Below are 23,607 nucleotides of genomic sequence, written 5' to 3'. Positions count from 1 at the left end.
CTGATTATTCGCAATCATCCCAGTTGCCTTATTTTCTTTGCTTGATTGGTTGGAAGACCGATGACCGAAGACCCAGCCACGGCTGGCAGGCGAAGCATCCGGATTCTGATCCTTTTAACAGACAATAAGCCTTATTTTATTCAATTCTGGTAAGAAAGAGGATACAAATATCAGTTAATTACTTAGTCCGGAATTTTTAAGATTATCAAAAAACTTTTATCAAATTTCAAATGCCACACTTTTTAGGGTTATTTCATCTCCTACCCTCTTAAAAACTCTGCTAACAAGCCATGAAAATGATGAACTCCTGATTCCATTTTAGGAGAAAATCTTCCAGTCTGATAGATTCTGGAATGCATCCCTTTAAAGACTCCTTCAACCACAAACTCATCTTCCCTTTCTACTTTATCCAAGGAAGCCCCCGCTCCAGTATCTAATTTGCTTTCATCCCAAACGTAGGTAATAAAACTGACTTTGGTTCTATTGAGAGCAATGGGTTTGACAACGTTGATAGAACAGCCCCATGGATAAAAATTAAACATCATGTTGGGGAATATCCAGAAGTAATAAGCACTGATTTGTTTGCCGTAGTCTTCATGATTTTCCGGTAAATCAAATACATGATCTCCTCCTGAGGAATGCCCTATCTGCAAATTGAGCAAGCCATGTATTTCAGTTTCATACTTGCCATAATCCAAGACTTCATTCAAACCACTGTGAACAAATGGAATATGAAAACCTTCTAAGTAATTGTCACAATAAAGTGCCCAGTGAGCATTGACCAGGTAATCCTTATTTCTGCTTGTATCTAGTTTAAATTCATCCAAAGGGAGAAAACCTACCTTTTTATCCATCACATCTAAGACAGCTTGAAAATCCATCCCGCGCTCTAATGCTGTAAAAAGCCAAGGTCCCCACTTCTTGATAGGAAATGAGTAAAGATGATCTTCTTTCCTAGGAAAATCTTCTGCCTCCTTGAATTGGGGCATATGCTGAAATTCTCCCTTGAGATTAAATCTTCTTCCATGGTAGGCACAGGTAATATTTTTTGTGTTTCCTCCTTGATGGCAGAGGATATTCCCTCGATGCGTACAAACATTTGAAAGACAGTTAATATCTCCTTGATCATTACTCAGCAGCATAGGCTCCTCTAATCCAAACTCTAAAAACTTAAAAGGATAAACTTGGGAATCTAAACCCACCAAACTTTGATCTCCAATGAATTGCCAAGTTTTAGCGAAGACCTTTTCAATCAAAGCATCATATACCTCCTGCGAAGTGTAAAAACTGGAAGGCAGAGTTTCGGCCTTCGTGATATCTGGGTCTATGTAAAAAGGTTTCAATATTTCTTAGTATCTTGATTACTAGCCAAATTACTTAATTCCATTCAATTCATTTTTTCTTTTGAAAAAAACTTCTCCCCAACGTCAACTAGGATTAATTACAGTAATTTCTTTGGTGGCCGGGGGTATGATAGGTTCAGGAATCTTCACGCTTCCAGCTGCTTTAGCCCAATTTGGCGGGATTAGCTTATTAGGTTGGGTTATCGCTGCAATTGGGGCTACTTCCTTGGCAGCCATGATGGGGAAACTCAGTAAAGTCATACCCGAACAAGGCGGCTCTTATGCCTACACTAAAAGAGCCTTTGGGAAATTCCCGGCCTTCCTAGTCGCTTGGGGTTTTTGGCTATCGGTTTGGAGTACCAATTCTGCCATATCCTTATCCTTTGCTGGTTATTTTTCTGTTTTTTTTCCAAAGCTTCAAGGTCAACCTTGGTTTACCACCTCAATTGCTTTATTGGTTATTTGGGGCTTAACTATCTTAAATAGCTTGAGTATCCGAGGATCGGGGAATCTTCAAGTTGTCACTACCCTACTTAAAATTATTCCTATCCTGATAATTGCTATTGGGGGTCTTTTTGTATTTGACATCAATCACTTTATTCCATTAAATATTTCTGAGGTTTCTTCTATTCAGGCCATCACCACGGCCTCTGTACTTTGTTTTTTTGCCTTTATGGGAATAGAGGCTGCCACTATACCGGCTGAGAATATTAAAAACCCAGAGAAAAATATTTCAAAGGGCACACTCATAGGAGTTGGATTGGTCGTTTTTCTGTACTTGTTCAGTTCTATTTCTCTATTTGGAATTCTTCCTCCCTCCGAAGTAGCTCAAAGCACTGCCCCCTTCACAGATGCTGCGAACCAACTATTTGGAACAAACACAGGATTTTTTATAGCCATTGGAGCATGTATATCCACATTAGGTGCTCTGAACGTTTGGATTTTGGTTCAGGGTCAAATTTCTAACTCCATGGCAAGGGATGGATTATTACCGAAATCCCTGGCATTTGTCAACAAACATGGCTCACCCAGTACAGGAATAATTCTCTCAAGTTCAGTTATTTCAGTTCTGCTTTTATTCAACTCCAACAAGGGCTTCGGAGACTTATATTCTTTTATGGTATTATTGACTTCGGCTACTTCCCTACTCTTTTACATTGCAGCAGCATTCTCCTTTTTGAAATTTTCAATAAAATCAGAATTAGGTTTTAAGCCTTCATTTAGAAATATCAGTCTTTCCTTTATTGGTTTGGGTTTTGGGATTTGGATTTTATTGGGTTCAGGAAAAGAGGCCTTGATTTGGGGTGGAATTGGGGTTTTACTAGGGATTCCTATTTATCTTTTCAACAGAAAAAATGACAGATGAAATCGAGCATGTGGAAAAACCTCACACTCAGGCATGATTATTAAGTGGTGCGAGATTCCATCTGACCACTGAATAACAAATTATAAACAGATGAAATGCCCCTGAGGAAAAATCTCAAACAACTTGTCCCGATCCGCCGCGGCGGATCGGGAGGGGGATGATTATCTTGGGCATTCTATCTGACCTCTATAAAACAAATTAAATGGATCCCCGCTTTATTACCAGTATTGACAAAAATAGGGCTTATTGTCTGCTGAAAGGATCAGAATCCGAAAGCTTCGCCTGTCAGTATTCTAAGGTTTAAGCAAGAAGATTTTCAGTTTTTTTTCATGCGGCATATTTTAATATGTCTACATAGCTGGAATTTCGATTGACAACGGCAAAAGCCCTTGCGAGAAGTTTGTTTCGGATGATGTTAAGTGTGCTCATTTTGCTTTTCCCTTCACCGGTTCTTCTCTTGTAATAGGTCTTCATCTCAGTGCTGTATTGGATGGCTGTGCCTGCACATAATGTCAGCAGTGTTTTAATTCTCTTATTCGCCAGCGGACTGATTTTGGTTCTCCCTCGATAGGATGTACCTGACTGGTTGGGAAACGGTGCTGTTCCTGCATAACTGGCAAACTTTCTCCAGCTATCGAATAGGGTAAACCCTTCTGTTAAGACGATAAGTGCAACAGCTGTCTGTGGGCCTATGCCCTTGATAGAGTTAATCAGCTTATATTGGTTCATTAACAGTTCATCTTTGCGTAAAAGTTTGTCTATTTCTTTCTCCACGGTTTGGATCTGCTTATCCAAACAAGCGATCACTTCGGTATTGGATTTTTGATAGACTTTTAATTTGATTTCTGAAACTACAGCTTCATATTCTTTGATACGGGTGATGTAAGCTGCTCTGTCTTTTACAAGTCGCTCTCTGTAATTAAACAGCTTTTTGAGATCCTGGATGACCTTTTTGGGAAGAACAGTGGGGATAATCTTCTCCTGCTTTTCATAAAGATATTCAGCTATGTCTTTAGAGTCTGCCTTGTCTGACTTACCTCTTCTTATTCCCAAGGATCGCTTTAATTCAAGTCCTGAGATGATATAAAATGGTAGGGAGTGCTTTTCAAGAAACAAAGCAAGTTCTGAAGAATAAATCCCAGTGGATTCAAATCCGAAAAGCAGTTCTTCTGCGAGTATTAACCCAGAGTTTTCCATTACCCATTCCACCAGCTCCTGGTAACCTTTCTCATTATTTTCAAAGACTGCGTGGCATTGGTTGATCTTCAGATAAGCATCAAGTGTAGATTTACTTACATCGACTCCAATAATTGATTTGAATTTCATAATTTAGACATTGAAGTTTAACAAATGAGAGTTGCGGAAACTAAAACCTTTAACAGGCCTAAAGCCTAAAATTCTAACTGGTTACTGGCAACTCAACTAAGAATGGGGACTGATACTGGCAAGAGGTCGCTAGCCTAGCCGTGGCGAAAGTTCACCCCATTCTTTTTCAATTTATTCAATATCTGAGTCACTTAATAATCGTAAAGATATTAGCTCTGATTTTCTCAAATAATTCTACTTTGCAAACCTAAAGGCCGTGGCTGGGTCTTCGGTCATCGGTCTTCAAATCGCTCAAATAAAGAAAATATGTTAAATAGCAAGATTGCCGAAAATCAGATAATAAATAAATTGTTTATCTAATATGATTTATCGAATAGAAAATTCAGAATTAGCTGTTAAAGTCAACGCAATTGGCATGGAGCTAACCTCCATTATTTCCAAGTCAACTGCAATAGAACACCTATGGCAAGGAGATCCAAGTTTTTGGAATGGTCAGGCTCCTATTCTTTTTCCAATTATAGGCGCATTAAAAGATGGAAAAACTGAATATGATGGGAAATTCTACAAGATTCCAAAACACGGAATAGTAAGAAATTCGAGCAAACCGGTTTTATTTGATCAAACTGCTGAATCACTTACATTTTCAATGCAATGGGATGAAGAAACTCTTCTTGCATATCCATTTAAATTTGAATTAAAAATAATCTTTTCCCTTAAAGGAAGAACTTTGGAGGTCCTACACGAGGTAACGAATCATGGCTCTGAAACCATGTATTTTTCATTAGGAGGACATCCTGCATTCAATTGTCCGATTCATCAAGGGGAGGTGTACGAGGATTATTTCGTAAAATTTGAAGAGAAAGAGACCGATTCCACCTGGCCAGTGCTGGAAAATGGTCTGATTGGCAAAGAGCCGCTTCCTATGTTGAAGGCTACTGATAAGTTAAAATTGCACGCAAACCTGTTTGATAAGGATGCTTTGATATTTAAAAATCTAAAGTCAAGGGAAGTTAGCTTGGTTTCAGAAAAAAACGGTCCAGTTCTGAGTATGAGCTTTCAGGATTTTGACTATTTGGGAATATGGGCAAAGTCCAAAGCTCCATATGTGTGCATAGAACCATGGTTGGGTATTGCTGATTCAATTGATTCGGATGGAAAATTGATCCATAAAGAAGGAATCATTCTGCTAGAATCAAAAAAGAAAACCCAAAAAAGCTACACTATCACTATTCATTAAATCGAGGAAGGAAGATCATTGACGATGGTTTCCACCATAGTAATAAAACCCCGGTAAGTAAATGGCTTGTGAAAGTAAAAGGAAACAGATTGATAAGCCAATGCTTGATTTCTTTCAGAAAGGCTGAGTTCTTCCGAGAGTGCAACGATTTGAAAAGAGGACTTAAACTGGTAATCAAGCCCATCAAACTTTTTCAAGAATTCCCAACCTAGTCCATTTTGAGCATTTAAGTCGAGAAGTATTAAATTTTCCCTGTTGCTTCTTGGATTATAGTTTGATTTTGGATTTTCGTTTAAAAAATCATCTCCATTGGTGAAGTAAAAAATAGGGGTATTGACACCGATTTTATCTGTGAATTTTTGAATGGCTGAATGAAAAGCAGTGTCTGGATCTACAATGTAAATCGCATTAAATTCCATGAAAGTATTATTAAAATCAGGCTCTGAAAATTTAGAAAAAAAATAAGGGATTTGGAATACATTTAAATGCGTAACAAACTCATAAAAAGCTATTTAGCATTATTTTTCAAACTATTTTTTAAAACAGAATTTTAGATTTTAAAGTAGTGATTTAGAAGAAAGCCATAATCCTTTTTCTAAAATTGTTATTCCCTTCATTTTATCAAAGAATAACAAAATAATAACCTTGAATAATTACAGTTTTTTGGAATTAAAACTCATCTTTAAAGACAATTTTAAAATTCATTCTATGCAAAAAAATTTACTACGATTAGCGGGGATTTTTCTACTGCTTTTTACGGGCTTCCGACTGCAGGCTCAAGAAGTTTTTATCAACGAAATTCATTATGATAATGTGGGAACAGATGTAGGTGAGGCTATAGAAATAGCTGGACCTGCTGGTACTGACTTGACAGGATGGTCATTGGTTTTATACAATGGGGCAAATGGTGCATCCTACAATACCCGAGCTCTTTCAGGTACAATCGCTGATTCTGGAAATGGCTTTGGGTTTGTAACCCTAACTTATCCTACCAATGGAATTCAAAATGGAGCTCCAGATGGAGTTGCCTTAGTTAATAACGGAGTTGTTGTTCAGTTCCTTAGTTATGAAGGAACTTTCCTCGCTGTTGGTGGTCCTGCTGACGGCCTAACCAGCACCAATATTGGAGTTGAAGAAACCTCCTCTACCCCAATAGGATTTTCTTTACAATTAGGGGGTACAGGCAGTACTTACACAGATTTTACCTGGCAAACCGAAAGCGCTGAAACATTTGGTTCAATCAATACAAATCAGACCTTTTCTTCAGAAGTTGTGCTGTTTGTAAATGAATTACACTATGACAATGTAGGTAGCGATGTGGATGAAGGCATTGAAGTAGCGGGCTCAGCTGGTCTAGACCTAGAAGGGTATAAATTGATTCTTTATAATGGAAATGGTGGAGCTGTTTATGGCACTGTGAATCTTACTGGAGTGCTTCCTGACCAGGACAATGGCTTTGGGACTAAATTTTTTGCTATCAATGGATTGCAAAATGGTGCTCCTGATGGATTCGCTTTGGTGAATCCTTCTAATGAAGTGATTCAGTTTTTAAGTTATGAGGGAGTTTTCACAGCAGTTGGTGGTCCAGCAGATGGCTTACTAAGCGAGGATATAGGCGTCGTTCAAATTTCATCTACTCCTGTTGGTACTTCTTTACAGCTACAAGGTACTGGAACCAAATACACAGACTTTACATGGTCTTCCACCTCAATTACCAATACCTATAATCAAGTCAATACTGGACAGAGTTTTGGAGGTGTAATCGTAGACCCAGAACCAGTTTTAATTTCCATAGCAGAGGCAAGAAATAAAGGAATTGGTTCAGAAGTATTAGTACAAGGCGTATTGACTGTTAGTGATCAATTAGGTGGACCTGCATTCATACAAGATGCTACTGGTGGAATCCCGGTTTTTGACTCCCAAGTTCATGGTCTTGGCAATTATCAAATAGGAGACGAAATCAGGATTTTAGGATCTATTGGAGCCTTCAACCAACAAATTCAAATTGTCAATATTTCTGAATTAGAACTTATAAGTTCTGGAAATGAAGTTGTGCCTGCAGCACTTTCCATCAGCCAGATTAATTCAGGAGTAGAAGGACAATTGATTAGCATTCCAAATGCTGCCTTTGCTATTTCCAAAGGTCTCTTTTTCCCAGAAAGTAATTATACCATCACAGATGGTAGCGGAAGTCTTGAATTGAGAATCGATGGAGATGTCAGCAGTTTGGTTGGAAGAGTGATACCAGCTGAGGCACAAACCATCACGGGAGTGTTAGGAAGCTTCAGAGGAAGTCTCCAATTACTTCCTAGATTTATAGAGGACTTACCGGGTACAAGCCCATACGAAGCAGCCGGCTCTGATATTCCAAATGCAGAGACCTTAGATGTGATGACTTGGAATATGGAGTTCTTTGGTGCCACCATCGCGAACTTTGGTCCAAGCAATGTAAGCTTGCAAGCAGAAAATGCTATAAAAGTGCTTCAAGCTACTTTGCCGGATGTAATCGCAGTACAAGAAGTTTCAGATGAAGATTTATTGGCTTTCGTGGTTTCACAGCTACCAGGATACGAAGTCATATGTTCGGATAGATTCTCAAGATCTTTTGAGGCTCCCGATCCTACTTTCCCACCACAAAAGCTATGTTTAATCTATAATACGGCTGTATTAGAAATCCAGTCTTCTAAAGTTCTATTCGAACAGATTTATGATGAAGCTAGATTGGGATTGAATAACCTATTGGATGAATATCCAACAGGAACTCCATCTTCATTCTGGTCAAGTGGCAGATTGCCTTGGTTGGTGGAAGCTGTTGCAGATATAAACGGAGTCAAAGAGCGAATCAACTTTATCAACATTCACGCGAAATCCGGTTCAAGCAGAGATGATTTGGCCAGAAAACGATTTGATAACCTTGCATTGAAGGATACTTTAGATGCCTACTATTCAGATGCCAATATCATCCTATTAGGGGATTACAATGATGATTTGGACATTTCCATTGGCGGAGGTCCTAGCACCTATGAAGTTATTATCAGCGATCCTGATTTCAACGGGGTAACCCTTTCCTTGAGCGAAGCAGGTTTGAGATCCTTTATCTTTAATGATAATGTCATTGATCACATCACAATTTCCAATGAGCTTTATGACAATTATTTAGAGGGATCTGAGCAGTTGTTTATTCCTTTCAATCTTGTTGCTAATTATGCCAATACCACTTCCGACCATTTACCTGTATCTGTCAGGTTTATTGCAGGTGAAGGCATTAGCTCAGATGCAGGAGAGGGAGCAATTGTTTATTTGGGATATGAACCTTTAGCTTCTACCACACTAAAAGCCGCCGATGCAAGTGGTGGCAGTGGCAATTACACCTATTCTTGGAGTAATGGTCAAACGGGACAAGAAATAACTGTTTCACCATCCGAAACCACTACTTACACACTTACTGTGAGAGATGATGCAGGGAATATCTTTCAAGACGAAGTCACTGTTTGCGTGGTCGATGTGAGATGCGGATCCAAGGATGATAAAGTATTGGTTTGCACTTCCAATGGCAATTCTGGAAAAACTCAAACCATTTGTGTGGCACCTGAGGCAGTTCCGGCCTTCTTGAGAAAAGGAGCAACTCTTGGAGATTGCGGTTTGATTCCTTGTGAAAGCAATTCTGAATCTATTAGCAAAGAGGCTAGTTTCAGAAATGCGAAGGTTCAAAAGGCTTATCCAAACCCATTAGAAGATGAAGTAAACATTACTTTGGATTCCAACTTGGATATTGAAGTTGCTTATATCCTATTTGATGAAAAAGGTGAGTTAGTTCAAAGCGGAACTTCAAGCTTCAATTCTGGTAAGCTCCAGCTGATCATTGGATCTAAACAATTGAAAAAAGGATTCTATTATCTTCATTTGAATCATGGTCAGGAGACTAAAATGATTCGATTGATGAAAAAGTAATTTGATTCAAAATACATTAAGCCTGGTCCCAATTAGACCAGGCTTTTTTTTGAATTCGGATTTTGAGGATAAAAGCCTCGAAGACTTTTTTACCCATGTATTTATTGGTAAATTATAGATACTATAAAAAACTGATCTATTGATATTTAAGATTGGTTGATAGCATAATTTTCAACATTAAACCCTAATAACATGGCACTAGTGAAAGTAATTGAAGTAATAGCTTCATCAGAAAAAGGAATTGAATCTGCAATAGAAAATGCTGTTGCAGAGGTTTCTAAAACAGTCCGGAATATTGATTCTGTATGGCTGAAAGACACCAAGGTTCATGTAAAAGATGGCAAAGTCATTTCTTACGGAGTAATCTGTAAAGTATCCTTCAGAGTTGATTAAAATTTAAATAAATAAAGGCGCAGCTGAGCACTGCGCCTTTTCATTTTACTAATCACCGATTATTAGGTCAAATTTCAACCTCAACTTTTAAATCAAAACTTTTTCCTCAACTGTTTGAAGTTCACCTTCCCACTTACTGACAGCTGCAGTAGCTAATCCATTTCCCAGTACATTTGTCGCACTCCGGAACATATCACAGAAGTGATCTATTGGCAATATTAAAGCAATTCCCTCTACAGGAATTCCAAACATTCCGCAGGTAGCCGCCACTACCACCAAGCTCGCTCTAGGGACACCAGCTACGCCTTTACTGCTCAGCATAAGCACCAACAACATAGTGAGTTGAGTACCCAAATCCAATTCGATTCCATAAACCTGAGCAATAAAAATACTGGCGAAAGTCATATACATCATACTTCCATCCAGATTGAAAGAATACCCCAATGGCAAAGTGAAAGACACGATTCTGTCATTGCATCCAAACTTTTTTAAATCTTCAGTTAGCTTTGGAAAAACTGCCTCTGAACTGGTTGTACTGAAAGCAATCACCATAGAACCAAATAGTCCTCGTATTAAGTCTGGTAATCTTTTTCCAATAACCAAATAGCCTACCAAGAGCAAGACCATCCATAGAACCAAGATACCGGCAATAAATGCCCCGAAATACTTGGCATAGGTCAATAATATATCCAAGCCTCTGGTGGCGATCACGGCAGAAATAGCTCCAAACACGCCTAACGGAGCGGTCATCATCACATAGCCAACCATTTTTAAAACTACATGAGCTACTATTTCCAAAGCATTGATCAAAGGCAAAGCTGTAGGACCTAAACCGGCCAAAGCAATTCCAAAGAATATGGAAAACACAACCAATTGAAGAATCTCATTGGTAGCCATGGCTTCAAAAACACTTTTGGGAACTATATGCTCCACAAAATTTAAAAGGGAAAACTGCTTTGTCTTTGCTGTCACATCAGCTACTCCAGCAGCATCTTCAGAACTTAGATTCATTCCCATCCCTGGCTCATAAAAATTGACCATCACTAAGCCAATTAATAATGAAACTAATGAGGCAGAAAAGAACCAAATCATCGCCTTACCTCCTATTCTACTGACTGTCCTGACATTTCCTAACTTAGCTATGCCCACTACTAGGGTACAGAAAACTAAAGGGGCAATAATCATCTGAACCAGACGGATGAAGATGGTGGCTAGCAGTTTGATATTACCACTATAGGCACTGATTAATTCAGGATCTTCACTTTTGAAAATTGAAAATCCAACGATCATTCCGAGCACCATTGCCCCAATAATCGAATAAGTAAGAAGGTTTTTTTTCATGAAAGGATGGGGCAATTGTCTATTCAAATCGCAAATGAAAGCAAATAATTTGATGCTTTTTCATGCCCCATTCCAAACCAAGAAAAATATTTTTTTAAACCAGAAAATAATAATATAAACATCTGATCTAAAGCCATTTAAAAACCAGGGATTCTTAGCTTATCTCTATGAATAATTCAAATTAATCTAAACATTACAGAGTGAGTTTGAAGATTTCCAAATTACCTTTTCATCGGAAATTGCACTCATTGGAAATCTACTATCACCTACACTACCCAGTTCATTTCCCTGGCAATCATAAATTGGGAAAACAGAATTGCAGTTTGAGCAGCAATTCTTTAAAATAAAAATATCTTGATTACCCGATTTTGCTTGTGTGAAGTATTGGAATGCTCCAAAATCTGAACCCTCTAACTCACGTATTTGCTCATTCAACCAGTCTAAGTCTTCAACTGGGTCCTCAACACCGCAAACCAAAACTGGCAATTCATCTTTTTGACAAGAGAAAAATATCATTCCTAAAAGGAAGATCATGGTTACATGTTTCATAAATCTAAAATTAAAATTGTTTTGATATTTCCTGATACGTACACTAAGCATCAGTTGATACAGATTTTTTTGTAAGTCATCAAAAAAGAAAGATTTTCTCACGTTTTTGAATACATTTAATGAAAATAATGCAATACATTCGAAGTATTATTCAAATGTTAGGATGTTTCAATTAAACGAAATCATATTTGTAGACGATGATGCGATCGTTAGAATGCTCGGAAAGAGGATCTTAGCTAATCTCAAGTTTGACAGAGAAATCACTCAATTTGAAAACGGCCAGACCGCTATGCAAGAAATTCAGAAGCGGGTTTCTCAAAATGAAATCGACCAAAGCGAAAAACCTACTTTGATATTACTGGATATAAATATGCCTGTCATGGACGGGTGGGATTTTTTGGATGAATTTTCAGCACTACCGGAGAGTATCAAAAATCAGTTTTACATATCCATTATCACCAGCTCCATAGACCGTTCTGACAAGGAAAAAGCCTTTTCTTACCCTGTCGTAAAAGATTACATTCAAAAACCCATGTCAGTAAGCCTCTTTATGGATTTTTTGAAAAAACATGAATTTGTAAAGGAAGAATAATCACCAAGCATAAGTCCCTTTCAAAATAATTGTTTGCTTTTTCTCGAGATTGGATGAATTTTAGGGCTAATGAATTCACCCGAGATTCTTGACGCCATCCGTTTAAATTTTTCTCCCAAGGATTTACTCGCCTTAAATCTTGCTTTAGCCTTGATTATGTATGGAGTAGCCTTGGATTTAAGGTTTGAGGACTTCAAATATCTAATGAAGAATCCCAAGCCATTTTTCCTAGGACTTCTTTCTCAATTTCTTCTACTTCCTTTCATGACATGGCTTCTTATACTAGCCATTCAACCTCCTCCAAGTGTGGCCTTGGGTATGTTTCTAGTTGCAGCCTGTCCCGGTGGAAATGTGTCTAATTTTCTAAGCAGTTTGGCAAAGGGAAATACAGCATTATCTGTTAGTTTGACTGGTTTTTCAACACTAGCCTCAATTCTGATCACCCCTCTGAATTTTTCGCTATGGGCAGGTTTTTACGAACCAACCTCTACTCTTTTAAAAGCAATTAGCTTGGATGTCACTGATGTTTTCATCACCATTTCATTGATTCTAGGTCTCCCACTGGTATTAGGGATTCTAACCCGAAGCTACTTCCCTGAGTTTGCTAGAAAAGCAGAAAAAATTCTCAAGCCTTTAAGTATTGTGATATTTGGAGCTTTTATAGTTTTGGCTTTTGCGGGTAATTTTGAAATATTCCTTCAATATATTTCAATCATCTTCCTTTGGGTTTTTGCTCATAATTTGCTTGCCTTGACTACAGGATTCCTTACAGCAAAATTGGGAAAACTTCCTTTGCCCGATGTCAAAACACTAACCATCGAAACAGGAATTCAAAATTCCGGCTTGGGGCTAGTTTTAATTTTTACGTACTTTGAAGGCCTTGGAGGAATGGCTATCATCACGGCCTTATGGGGAATTTGGCATTTGATTTCAGGAATGCTTGTTGCCAGTTTATGGAAATCTAGAAAATGAAAGATCTTTTTAATGCCGTTTTGAGGCTATTGGTTAAAATCGCTTTACGCCTATACTTCAATAAAATCAAGGTTTCGGGTAAGGAGAATATTCCTAAAAACCACCCTGTAATCCTGGTTGCTAATCATCAAAACGCGCTCATAGACCCCCTATTATTAGCCACCCATACCAATTTGAAGCCTTGGTTTTTGACTAGGGCTGCAGTGTTTAAAAATCCCATGGTATCCAAAATCCTTCACTATATCAGGATGCTTCCTGTATATCGAGTCAGAGATGGATTTTCTACTATCCAACAAAATCAACAAACTTTTGAGGCCACATTTGAAGTTTTGAAAAAAAATGGGACTGTGGTGATCTTCGCCGAAGGTAGCCATAGCATTGTGCGAAATGTCAGAACTTTGAGTAAGGGCTTTACCCGCATGGCTTTTGGACTCAAGGAAAAATACCCTCAATTAGAGCCATTGATTTTGCCTGTTGCATTAGAGTTTAGTGCCCATAAAAAATCTGGAAGTTTGGTCATAATCGATTTTGGAAAGCCGATACCTGTGGATATGCCTCCTTCCAAATCAGGCTTACTTACCAAAAAAGTGCAAGAAACTCTCCAATCCATGGTGGTAGAAATACCTGACGAAGGATATGATGAGAATCTACAAAAGATTCTTGATGCAGAAGTTGATGTCACTTCCAAAAAGGCAGTAAGTGAGTTTTTGGGTAAAGGGAATATCATTGAGTCGGTAGATAGGCCCTCTCCTATCAAAAATAAACTGATGAAAGTATTCCATTTTCCACTCTATTGGATTTGGCTTTCTATCAGTCCCAAAATAGAAGATCGGGTTTTTGAATCCACGTTTAAGTTTTTGATCGGTTTCTTCTTAGCCCCTATTTATTACCTTTTGCTTCTTATTCTTGCATTAGAGAGCCCTTTGGGAAGCTGGGCCCTTTCCTTTCTGATCATGGCCTGGATAAGTCTCTTATGGAACAAGAACCCACAAGAATAAGTTGAAATGATACCAAATAGTATTTGGAGGAATCATTAACTTTGAGCAACTCTTTGTAAAACCCAAACATAACTTATCATGAGTGAAGACTTCTTGCCCATAAATGGGACTGATTATGTCGAATTATATGTAGGCAATGCCAAGCAAGCTGCTTTATTTTATCAATATGCTTTTGGCTTCGAATTAATAGCTTATTCCGGTCCGGAAACTGGCTACAGAGATAGAGCTTCCTATGTATTGAAGCAGGGAAAAATCAGATTGGTTTTGACTTCTCCTCTAAAATCTGACCATTACATAGCTGAGCACATCAAAAAGCATGGTGATGGAGTTAAAGTATTAGCCTTGTGGGTGGATGATGCAGAGAAAGCATGGCAGGAAACTACCTCCAGAGGCGCTGTTTCCGCTGATGAGCCTAGAACTTTTACAGACGAGCACGGGGAGGTAAAAGTAGCTTCAATTAAAACTTATGGGGATACTGTTCACACTTTCGTAGAACGAAAAAATTACAAAGGCATCTTCATGCCAGGCTTTATCCCGAGGAAAAGCACCTATCAATCTGAATCCATAGGCCTACTTCATATTGACCACTGTGTGGGAAACGTGGAATTGGGAGAAATGAACCATTGGGTAGAATTCTATGAAAATGTAATGGGCTTTAAACTCTTGGTTACATTTGATGATAAAGACATTTCTACAGAGTATTCAGCTTTGATGTCGAAAGTGGTTTCCAATGGAAATGGCTATATCAAGTTTCCAATCAACGAACCTGCCGAGGGAAAGAAAAAGTCCCAAATCGAAGAGTATCTGGATTTCTACAATGGCCCAGGAGTACAGCATATGGCTATTGCTACAGAGGATATCATTCATACAGTAGGTGAATTGAGAAAAAGAGGAGTTGAATTCTTGGAGGTTCCGGCAACCTACTACGATGATCTCTTGGATAGAGTTGGTGCTATTGATGAAGATATCAAACCATTGAAAAAACTCAATATTTTGGTTGACAGAGACGATGAAGGCTATTTACTTCAAATCTTTACCAAACCACTTCAGGACAGACCGACTCTTTTCATAGAAATTATCCAAAGAAAAGGAGCAACTTCTTTCGGAAAAGGTAATTTCAAAGCTTTGTTTGAAGCAATTGAACGAGAGCAAGAACTAAGAGGAAATCTTTAATAAAAATAAAGAGGCTGTCTCATAAATAGCTCTAGTGTCAGCCTGAGTCTTAAATATTCTTCGAACATACAAAAAAGGGGATGACAGGTTCATCTAAAATGGATTCGCCTGTCGTCCTTTCGCAAATGATATCCATCCCTTTTAGAAAAATTTTTTTTAGTTAGGGCGCGGTGGGCTGACGCAGCAGCGGGCCAGCGTCCGGCCTAGTGCGGTTGAAGCTTTGCTGCGTCTTGAATTTTTGGTTCTTTTGCTTCAAGGCAAAAGAACGAAGAGAAAAAAGAAAATGCTTAGTAGAAGCAGTAGGACTTTAAGTTAGCTAAAGCTTAATTTCCATGACAAAGAATTAAATTTCGAAATAAGTGAAATTTCGGAATTTAATTTAATCTGTCATTGGTAGCGGAGTCGAAGGCCATTTCTATCGTCATGTCCTACATTTCGACTTCGCTCAATGTGACAAATTGCACTTTTGAGACAGCCCCTTTTTTTATCGATACAGTTCACTGTGTAATTTCTTTAGAGCATTCAGGTCAAATTTGAATACCTGTCTATCATAGGTCATTAATCCATTTACTTCTACTTCAACGTCTGTAGTTTGGGTATAAATAGCCGCAGCTAATCCTTTAGGAATAAATTCTTTAAGATCCTCCATCAAAAGACTGTACCTGGCAAAAAGCTCTGCTTGATCCGAAAAACTCTGATAGCCCCAATTATCCCGATTTTGCCAAGTATGACCATCAAGCGGCAATCCTAATCCTCCAAATTCCCCAAGAACCAAGATGTTTTTCTCTCCAAATAAAGTTGGATCTGGCATAACAGGGTCGGGATAATTATGTAAATCTAAAATATCTCCCACTAGGTCGGCTTCCTTAGGATTCTCCCATTCAAAATTTCCCCCACTGGCAGAATTTATCAAGCGGGTTAGATCCAATTTTCTGGTTAAATCCACGATTTCAGCAGTTTTAAACTGGCCCCATGCTTCATTGAAAGGAACCCAAACAACAATGGAAGGGAAGAATTTGAATTCTTGAATGATTTCAGTCCACTCAGTCTTAAAAATTGACTCAGACTCTCCATTTCTTTCTTTGGAAGTACCTTCTCGAATCACTCCAGGTCTTATCTCCCATTTATTCCCCATGTCTCCAGAAGGCATATCTTGCCAAACTAGCATTCCTAATTTGTCTGCATGGTAATACCATCTGGCAGGCTCTACCTTCACATGCTTTCTAATCATGTTGAAGCCCATTTCCTTGGTTTTTTCTATATCAAAAGCTAAAGCTTCATCGGTTGGCGCAGTATACAATCCATCCGGCCACCAGCCTTGGTCTAAAGGTCCATATTGAAATAAAGGTTCTCCATTTAAAAAAATTCGCTGATGCCCGTCTCGAGCTTTAGCCATTTTGACCTCTCTAAAAGCGGCATATGAACTGACTTCATCAATGACCTTGCTCCCATCAAGTAATTTAATTTTAACATCATACAAATGTGGTTGCTGAGGAGACCATGGAATTGGATTTTCCAATTTTAGTTGAATAGGCTCACCAACAAAATTAGATCCAGAGGCAATTAGCACGCCTTGATTGGTCAATTGAATTTCAACCTTCTGCCCGGGTTTAGATTCAATTACGCTAGTATGAAAAACTTGAGTTTTTTGCTCAAAATTGGAAACAGAGAAAGTCTCAGAGATATAAGATTTAGGAACTGACTCTAACCATACGGTTTGCCAAATTCCAGTGACCGGTGTATACCAAATTCCTCTTGGGTTTTTAACTTGCTTTCCTCTTGGCTGTGGACCGGAATCACTTGGATCCCACACTCTAACTCTGATTTGCTGTTTTTTTCCTGGCTCTAAATGATCGGTGATATCATAGGAAAATGAGTCAAACCCTCCTCTATGTATACCAAGCGATTTCCCATTCACCCAAACTTCTGACTCCCAGTCAACAGCTCCAAAATGCAGCAATATTCTTTTCTTATTAGATTTAAGAGCCAATTCGAAGTCTTTTTGATACCAAATTTCATTATCCGGACCAACGGGTTGCTGAACTCCAGACAAGTAAGATTCTACAGGAAAAGGCACGATGATTTTTCCAGCAAATCCAATCTCTGGCAAACTGCCTTTTGGAAGAATGCTGTAATCCCAGGGTCCATTCAGATTCTGCCACTCTGAACGAACTAACTGAGGCCTTGGGTAATCCTGTAAAGGCGCATCCGAGCTAACTTGATCCGTCCAGGGAGTCTTTAAAAAATTAGCCTGCCCAAAGGCATATGTACAACTAAACAATAAAATCAAAAAAAGACTAGAGCGCATAAGTGGATTGTTTAATGAAAATCAAACCATAGTATCATAGGTCCAATTTTTCTGTCTGTATTTGTTTTTAAATTTTCAGAATCTTTACCTGGAGCACTCAAAATATTTTCTTTTGCCAGCTCTCTTTTACCTATCGACAGAAAGCTAATATCAGATTGCCAACCCATTAGATCATCTTTAGAAACCGGCCCCATATTGAGTTCAATACTTGGGTTTTCCGATTTTATCTCCACCCCAACATATTCGAAATTCAATTTAACTTTATGGAATTCAGGAAGTTCCAAAATATTTTTACCGTCCATAGCAGCATCATTAGCCTCATTTTCTAGAAAAAAGCTTCCGCTCAAATTTTTCGAATTTAGCCAACTTACCTCTTTCAATTGAGAAACTTGGTAATCAAAACTAAGCCCGATAAGATCTTGAGTTTGGTCTATATATCCATTGGCTTCCATTTTCAATTGACCATTGGAAAATATAGTCCAAGTTAAAGTAACAGGTCCTGGTTTATAATTAGATTGGATTTGTATACTACCGTTGGAATTTCTCTTCCAGGTAAAATTCTGATAGGTACTACTGACTCCTTCGATTTTTGGAACTTGAACAAATGTGAGCACATTCATACCCACCTTGACTTTTTCCAAATTCCCATTCGCTTTTCCGAAGACAAATATTTTTTCTCCTACACGAATCTGAAGATCCACTGTAGATTCCCTAACAACAATAGTTTCCTCTTCTTTTAAATCCTTTGCAGTAAAAGAAGCAAACATGATTAAAAATAAAACGAAATAAAGTTTTGAGGCTTTTGCCATTAAGTAATTCATTTGGGTGAAGCTATTTCAGACTCTAAATTAAACTTTATCTATCCATTTAAAAATTAGGAGGCGTTTTTCATTCTTATAGACAGGCTATGTTTCGATCAATTTCAAAAATTAAATGGCATTTTTTCACATTTTCCATATCTTAGAATCAAGCTATAATTTTTAAAAAAAATGACTTCTATAGACCCTTCAATCTTAGTGCGGGCACAGGCATGGCTCGATGGTAACATAGACCAGAAATCAAAAGATGCTATTAAAAAGCTTCAGACAGAGAATCCAACTGAACTTATTGATTCCTTTTACCAAGACCTAGAGTTTGGTACAGGGGGACTTCGGGGGTTAATGGGAGTTGGAACCAACCGAATGAATGTCTACACCGTTGGGATGGCTACCCAAGGCTTGGCCAATTATTTAATAAAATGCTTTCCCAATGAAGATATAGCTGTTGCGATCACCCATGACAGCAGGATCAATAATACTCTTTTCGCTAAAACCACTGCCGATGTTTTAACAGCCAACGGCATCAAGGTGTATTACTTCCGGGAAATGCGACCGACCCCAATGCTTTCTTTCGCTGTGAGGCATTTTTCATGCAAAAGTGGCGTGATGATTACAGCTTCCCATAATCCAAAGGAGTACAATGGCTATAAGGCATATTGGGAAGATGGAGCACAAGTCGTAGCACCCCATGATAAAAATATCATCAAGGAAGTTCAGAAAATCACCTCTTTTGATTTGGTAAACTGGGATAAGAATGATGATCTATTTGAATACATAGAAGAGGGTTTTGATCAAATTTATCTGGATAAAGTCAAAGGATTGAGTTTATCTCCAAAGGCGATTCAAGCTCAGAAGGATTTATCTATCGTGTTTTCTCCTATTCATGGGGCTTCAGGAAAAATGGTGCCAGCAGCCCTAAAAACCTTTGGGTTCTCGAATGTAAATATAGTCAAAGAGCAAGCTGAGCCAGATGGGACTTTCCCAACTGTAATCTATCCTAACCCTGAGGAAGCTGAAGCTTTGACATTGTCTGTGGAGTTAGGAAAGAAGGTCAATGCTGATCTGATTTTGGCATGTGATCCAGACGGAGATAGATATGCGGCTGTAGTACCTAATGAAAAAGGCGAGTTTGAATTGCTCAATGGTAATCAAACCGGTACTCTACTTACCTACTATCTCCTCAGCAAATGGAAAGATGCTGGAAAGCTGGATGGAAATCAATTTATGGTGAATACCATTGTAACCACAGAGCTAATCAATCGCTTAGCAGAGGGCTTCGGTGTGAAATGCTTTAATGTTTTAACAGGTTTTAAAAATATTGCAGCTATTATCCGTGAGTTGGAAGGAAAAGAAACCTTCGTTGGTGGTGGGGAAGAGTCCTATGGCTATTTGGTAGGAGACTTCGTGAGAGATAAAGATGGAGTAAGTGCCTGCGCGATGGTTGCTGAAGCGATTGCCTATTACAAAACTCAAGGAAAATCAGTATTTGATGTATTAGCAGAAGTTTACCAGCAATTCGAATTCTATAAAGAAGCCTTGATTTCTGTAACCAAAAAGGGAAAAGATGGAGCGGAACAAATCCAGGCTTTGATGATGGATTTCAGACTCAATCCTCCAAAGGAAATGAATGGAGTGTCCGTAGAAAAAATCATCGATGTAAAAGAAGGCATAATCAAACATGTCAAATCCGGTAAGACCGAAAAGTTGGACATGGATTCCTCCAATGTAATGCAGTTTTACCTGGAAGATGGAAGTAAGATATCAGCTAGGCCTTCAGGGACTGAGCCCAAAATCAAATATTACTTCTCTGTTCATGCACCACTGGCATCCACTTCAGATTACCGAAAGGTAGAGTCTCAGTTAGAAGATAAACTGGAAGGATTAAAGCGCTATTTTTCTTAATAAGCCATTGATTAGAAAAAAGAGACTGTCTCATAAATAGTTCTAATGTCAGCCTGAGCGCCTGCCTGTCGCAGGCAGGGAGTCGAAGGCCATTCCTATCGTTGTGGCCTACATTTCGACTTCGCTCAATGTGACAAATTGCACTTTTTAGACAACCTCTTTTTTATATCCTTTGCCACAGGACATCCGTGAAGTAATTTTCAGAATCAGTAAAAAAGTCCACGACTTTAAATCCACATTCTGAAGCCAATTGACTGATTTCGGACTCACTGAATTTTCTGCTTATTTCAGTGAAAATAGGTTCAAAAGCCTCAAATCGAATGAGTTTATTGGCAGCACCAATAGTTACCAATTGTTCTTTTTGGGAAATCAAATAACTTCTGCATTCCCCTGTAAGTGGATCATACATCGGCCAATGTGTAAATTGCTCCAAATCAAAATTGGCATCCAACTCTCTATTGATTCTTTTTAATAAATTGAGGTTAAAATCTCTAGTAACGCCCTGTTTATCATTGTAAGCCTGCAAAATGATGGATGGATCTTTCTTTAGATCCACTCCCAATAATAGCCAATCATGCGTTTGGGTACCTTGTGCTACATGAAGAAGGACATCTTTGGATTCATTCAAAGAGAAATTGCCAATATTAGACCCCAAAAAAAAGATTAGCGTAGGCTTTCCATTTTCCCAAACTCTTTCCTTCATAGCATTTCTGTAGGTATTTTGAATGGGATGAACATCTATTTCGGGTAATTCTCTTTCCAAATTATCCTTTAATTCCTGTAAAACTGAACCGGAAATATCAACAGGGAAATACGTAAAGTTGATTTCCGGCTTAGATCGTAGATATCTAAGCAGGATTTTGGTTTTCATTCCATCTCCGGCCCCTAGTTCTACCAAGTTGAAATCCTGGGAGTATCTCAAGATCTTTCCAAATATGGCAGCATGCTGATTTTCAAAGATTTCAAATTCTTTCCTGGTCAAATAGTATTCCGAAAGCCCCATGATTTTTTGAAAGAGCTTATCTCCTGCTGCATCATAAAAGTATTTGGAGGACAGAGATTTTGGATTTTGTGTTAACCCATTGATTACATCCTGAAGAAAAGTTTCAGATGCATTTTTAATTTCATTCATAAGCTTTAAAGTGATTTGGCTAGGCGAATGCCCATAAACTGCCATCTGTATTTAGGATGAAAAAAGTTTCTATATGTCGGTCTTGAATGCCCTTCAGGTGTAGCCACGGATGCACCTTTTAAAACCATTTGATTAACCATAAATTTACCATTATACTCTCCTAATGCCCCTGGCGCTATGATAAATCCCGGATAAGGCAAGTAGGCAGAGTTGGTCCACTCCCATCTATTTCCCCAATTGAATTTTTCCTGAGCAGCTTCCCATTCAAATTCAGTAGGTAAACGCATGCCTTTCCAACTGGCAAAAGCTGATGCCTCATAAAAGCTTACATGAGATAGACTTGCTTTGGGATCCAGAAACTTCCTCCCGTTTAAAGTATAATAGGTCCATGTATTATTTTGTTTTTCCCAATATAAGGGGGCTTCAATATTATTTTCTTTCACCCAAGCCCAACCTTCATCATGCCAATATCTTGGCTCAGAATAAGCTCCAGATTTTATAAACTCCAAATATTCTCCATTAGTCACCAATGCAGATGAGATAGCATAAGGATGTAGATAAACTTTATGTCTGCCTAATTCATTGTCAAAACAAAAGGAATCACCCTCGTAACCTATTTGGTAAATTCCTTCATCCATCTCAATCCACTTAGTCTTTTCTTCATGTGGATATTCATCAATATCCATGACGATAGGATCCAAAGGATTAAACCAAAAGCTGTATTTCAAATCAGTCAGCAAAAGCTCCTGATGCTGCTGCTCATGATTCAATCCAAGAATAATCAATTCATTAATCTCAGGATTATCTTTTCTAATCAATCCTTCCATGGCTTGATCCACATATTTCCTGTATTCTTTCACCTCTTCTACTGATGGTCTCGTGATCAAGCCACGCTGATTTCTGGCAGTTCTTTGCCCCATTGCATTGTAGTAAGAATTAAATAGAAAGTTGAAATGAGGATGTTTAACCCTATATTTTTCAGCGTATTTAATTAAAATAAATTGCTCAAAAAACCAGGAAGTATGTGCCAAATGCCACTTAGGCGGACTTACTTCTTCCGACGCTTGCAGGCTAAAATCCTCAGTAATCAAGTCGGAGCAAAGGTAAATCGAGTGGGTTCGAATCCTCCTGTAATCGTCTAAAAGTCTCATTAAAAACGGGTAGTTATTGGTTTTTCTAATATAAAAAAATACTTAGGCTTTCCCCAAATGAATCAGTGCTTCTCCTACATTAATTACCGGAAGATTATTGATACCTATCACATATCCATTGGAGGGAGCTTTGATGGGGATTTTGATATGTCCATAAGGATCTGAAATCCTAGCGACAACCTGACCTTTTTTAACCTCATCACCCAAGCGAACAGAGGAGTTGAAAATCCCTGAAGATCGTGCTCTTATCCAGTCACTACTTTGTAAAATAACGGTTTCCTTCTTTTCAGGACCACTTTCCAACATGTCCAAATGAAATAACATACGCTTGATTCCGGCAACTCCTTCGTCAGTAGACAATTCATCTATCCTCATGGATTCTCCGCCTTCAAAAACCAGAAGATGCTTTTTGGCTTTAAAAGCAGCTTTTCGGAATGATTTCTCAATCAACTTAGAATTAACCACAAAATGGGTCCCGAAAGCCATGGCTAATTCAATCGCCTTTTTATCCTGAAAATCGACCCTAATTTGGGGGTGATTGGTCAGCATTCTTCCACCGGTATGAAAATCAATTCCATAATCTATGTGGGGAATAATTTGCTCATTAAGAATGTAGGCTATTCTCCCAGCTAAAGAGCCCTTTTTGCTACCGGGAAAACTCCTATTTAAATCTCGTCCATCTGGAAAGGTTCTACTATTTGAAAGAAAACCATAGATGTTTACTAGAGGAATGATAATCAGCGTACCCCTCAGTAACTCCAACCCATTGTCTATCTCTTCCAAAATCCGTTTGGCTGTAATTATTCCATTGATTTCATCCCCATGAACTCCCCCACTAACCAATACTACGGGTCCCTCCTCTTTGGCAGACCTGATGAAAATCGGTAAATCAATTAATGTATGTGTGGGTAATTTTGCAATTGGCAATTCAATATTCACTGCCTGACCTTGTCTGATCTTGACACCGTTGATCTGAAACTCTTTCATAGTAAGGGAAAGGAATAATAAATTTCTATTCCAAACAAAACTTCTTTATTTCGCATCTTTGATTCCGC

Annotated in this window: 19 protein-coding genes; 9 read left to right on the top strand and 10 right to left on the bottom strand. The window is 38.4% G+C overall.

Features of this window, described 5'->3' with window-relative positions; genetic code table 11:
* Nucleotides 1-260: 260 nt before the first annotated feature.
* On the bottom strand, nucleotides 261-1,343 hold the full coding sequence (locus tag GYM62_RS06360; RefSeq protein WP_219958778.1) for an SRPBCC family protein: 1,083 nt from the start codon (nucleotides 1,341-1,343) through the stop codon (nucleotides 261-263).
* A 61-nt stretch (nucleotides 1,344-1,404) separates the two neighbouring features.
* On the opposite strand from GYM62_RS06360, the gene GYM62_RS06355 reads away from it, so the two are divergent.
* Nucleotides 1,405-2,709, top strand: a complete 1,305-nt coding sequence (locus tag GYM62_RS06355) for an APC family permease (protein ID WP_219958777.1) — start codon at nucleotides 1,405-1,407, stop codon at nucleotides 2,707-2,709.
* A 327-nt stretch (nucleotides 2,710-3,036) separates the two neighbouring features.
* Here the strand turns inward: GYM62_RS06355 and GYM62_RS06350 are convergent, their stop codons facing one another.
* A complete protein-coding gene (locus tag GYM62_RS06350; RefSeq protein ID WP_219958776.1) occupies nucleotides 3,037-4,035 on the bottom strand; it encodes an IS110 family transposase in 999 nt (332 codons plus the stop codon).
* Between the two features lie 361 nt (nucleotides 4,036-4,396).
* Between GYM62_RS06350 and GYM62_RS06345 the strand changes: the two genes are divergently transcribed.
* Complete coding sequence (locus GYM62_RS06345) at nucleotides 4,397-5,272, top strand: aldose 1-epimerase family protein (RefSeq protein ID WP_219958775.1); 876 nt, start codon at nucleotides 4,397-4,399, stop codon at nucleotides 5,270-5,272.
* Here the strand turns inward: GYM62_RS06345 and GYM62_RS06340 are convergent.
* Nucleotides 5,269-5,691, bottom strand: a complete 423-nt coding sequence (locus tag GYM62_RS06340; protein WP_219958774.1) for a hypothetical protein — start codon at nucleotides 5,689-5,691, stop codon at nucleotides 5,269-5,271. The genes GYM62_RS06345 and GYM62_RS06340 overlap by 4 nt on opposite strands.
* A 289-nt stretch (nucleotides 5,692-5,980) precedes the next feature.
* Here GYM62_RS06340 and GYM62_RS06335 point away from each other — a divergent pair, with 289 nt between their 5' ends.
* Nucleotides 5,981-9,223, top strand: a complete 3,243-nt coding sequence (locus tag GYM62_RS06335) for a DUF5689 domain-containing protein (protein ID WP_219958773.1) — start codon at nucleotides 5,981-5,983, stop codon at nucleotides 9,221-9,223.
* Between the two features lie 192 nt (nucleotides 9,224-9,415).
* The gene (locus GYM62_RS06330) at nucleotides 9,416-9,616 is read left to right on the top strand and encodes a dodecin family protein (RefSeq protein ID WP_091653902.1); all 201 of its coding nucleotides are present in this window, start codon (nucleotides 9,416-9,418) and stop codon (nucleotides 9,614-9,616) included.
* A gap of 87 nt (nucleotides 9,617-9,703) precedes the next feature.
* On the opposite strand, the gene GYM62_RS06325 is transcribed toward GYM62_RS06330, so the two are convergent.
* Both GYM62_RS06325 and GYM62_RS06320 read right to left on the bottom strand, forming a co-directional pair.
* Nucleotides 9,704-10,957: a dicarboxylate/amino acid:cation symporter gene (locus GYM62_RS06325; protein ID WP_219958772.1), complete on the bottom strand. Its 1,254-nt coding sequence runs from the start codon at nucleotides 10,955-10,957 to the stop codon at nucleotides 9,704-9,706.
* A 186-nt stretch (nucleotides 10,958-11,143) separates the two neighbouring features.
* Nucleotides 11,144-11,608, bottom strand: coding sequence for a hypothetical protein (locus GYM62_RS06320; RefSeq protein WP_219958771.1), 465 nt, complete (start codon nucleotides 11,606-11,608; stop codon nucleotides 11,144-11,146).
* Nucleotides 11,609-11,669: 61 nt separating this feature from the next.
* On the opposite strand from GYM62_RS06320, the gene GYM62_RS06315 reads away from it, so the two are divergent.
* From GYM62_RS06315 to hppD, 4 genes are all read left to right on the top strand, one after another.
* Nucleotides 11,670-12,098 carry a two-component system response regulator gene (locus tag GYM62_RS06315; protein WP_219958770.1) on the top strand — a complete coding sequence of 143 codons (429 nt, stop codon included), beginning with the start codon at nucleotides 11,670-11,672 and terminating at the stop codon, nucleotides 12,096-12,098.
* Nucleotides 12,099-12,167: 69 nt separating this feature from the next.
* Complete coding sequence (locus GYM62_RS06310) at nucleotides 12,168-13,070, top strand: bile acid:sodium symporter family protein (protein ID WP_219958769.1); 903 nt, start codon at nucleotides 12,168-12,170, stop codon at nucleotides 13,068-13,070.
* On the top strand, nucleotides 13,067-14,068 hold the full coding sequence (locus GYM62_RS06305) for a 1-acyl-sn-glycerol-3-phosphate acyltransferase (protein ID WP_219958768.1): 1,002 nt from the start codon (nucleotides 13,067-13,069) through the stop codon (nucleotides 14,066-14,068). Before GYM62_RS06310 ends, GYM62_RS06305 begins: the two co-directional genes overlap by 4 nt.
* Before the next feature lie 78 nt (nucleotides 14,069-14,146).
* Complete coding sequence (gene hppD, locus GYM62_RS06300) at nucleotides 14,147-15,241, top strand: 4-hydroxyphenylpyruvate dioxygenase (protein ID WP_219958767.1); 1,095 nt, start codon at nucleotides 14,147-14,149, stop codon at nucleotides 15,239-15,241.
* 484 nt (nucleotides 15,242-15,725) lie between these two features.
* Here the strand turns inward: hppD and GYM62_RS06295 are convergent, their stop codons facing one another.
* Nucleotides 15,726-17,549 (bottom strand): glycoside hydrolase family 2 protein, encoded by a 1,824-nt coding sequence (locus tag GYM62_RS06295; RefSeq protein WP_219958766.1) that lies wholly within the window; start codon nucleotides 17,547-17,549, stop codon nucleotides 15,726-15,728.
* Nucleotides 17,550-17,560: 11 nt separating this feature from the next.
* Nucleotides 17,561-18,358, bottom strand: coding sequence for a hypothetical protein (locus GYM62_RS06290; protein ID WP_219958765.1), 798 nt, complete (start codon nucleotides 18,356-18,358; stop codon nucleotides 17,561-17,563).
* Nucleotides 18,359-18,538: 180 nt separating this feature from the next.
* Here GYM62_RS06290 and GYM62_RS06285 point away from each other — a divergent pair, with 180 nt between their 5' ends.
* On the top strand, nucleotides 18,539-20,269 hold the full coding sequence (locus GYM62_RS06285) for a phospho-sugar mutase (RefSeq protein WP_219958764.1): 1,731 nt from the start codon (nucleotides 18,539-18,541) through the stop codon (nucleotides 20,267-20,269).
* 163 nt (nucleotides 20,270-20,432) lie between these two features.
* Here GYM62_RS06285 and egtD read toward each other — a convergent pair whose 3' ends face one another.
* The 3 genes from egtD to GYM62_RS06270 are packed head-to-tail and all read right to left on the bottom strand — an operon-like array spanning nucleotide 20,433 to nucleotide 23,539.
* Entirely contained in the window at nucleotides 20,433-21,401 is a 969-nt protein-coding gene (egtD, locus tag GYM62_RS06280) for an L-histidine N(alpha)-methyltransferase (RefSeq protein WP_219958763.1), read from the bottom strand.
* A gap of 5 nt (nucleotides 21,402-21,406) precedes the next feature.
* On the bottom strand, nucleotides 21,407-22,552 hold the full coding sequence (gene egtB / locus GYM62_RS06275) for an ergothioneine biosynthesis protein EgtB (RefSeq protein WP_219958762.1): 1,146 nt from the start codon (nucleotides 22,550-22,552) through the stop codon (nucleotides 21,407-21,409).
* Nucleotides 22,553-22,594: 42 nt separating this feature from the next.
* Nucleotides 22,595-23,539: a succinylglutamate desuccinylase/aspartoacylase family protein gene (locus tag GYM62_RS06270; protein ID WP_144605117.1), complete on the bottom strand. Its 945-nt coding sequence runs from the start codon at nucleotides 23,537-23,539 to the stop codon at nucleotides 22,595-22,597.
* Nucleotides 23,540-23,607 lie beyond the last annotated feature (68 nt).

It is taken from the genome of Algoriphagus sp. NBT04N3 (assembly GCF_019443765.1).
GTDB classification, from domain to species: domain Bacteria; phylum Bacteroidota; class Bacteroidia; order Cytophagales; family Cyclobacteriaceae; genus Algoriphagus; species Algoriphagus ornithinivorans.
This window is presented reverse-complemented; position numbering and strand designations above follow the sequence as displayed.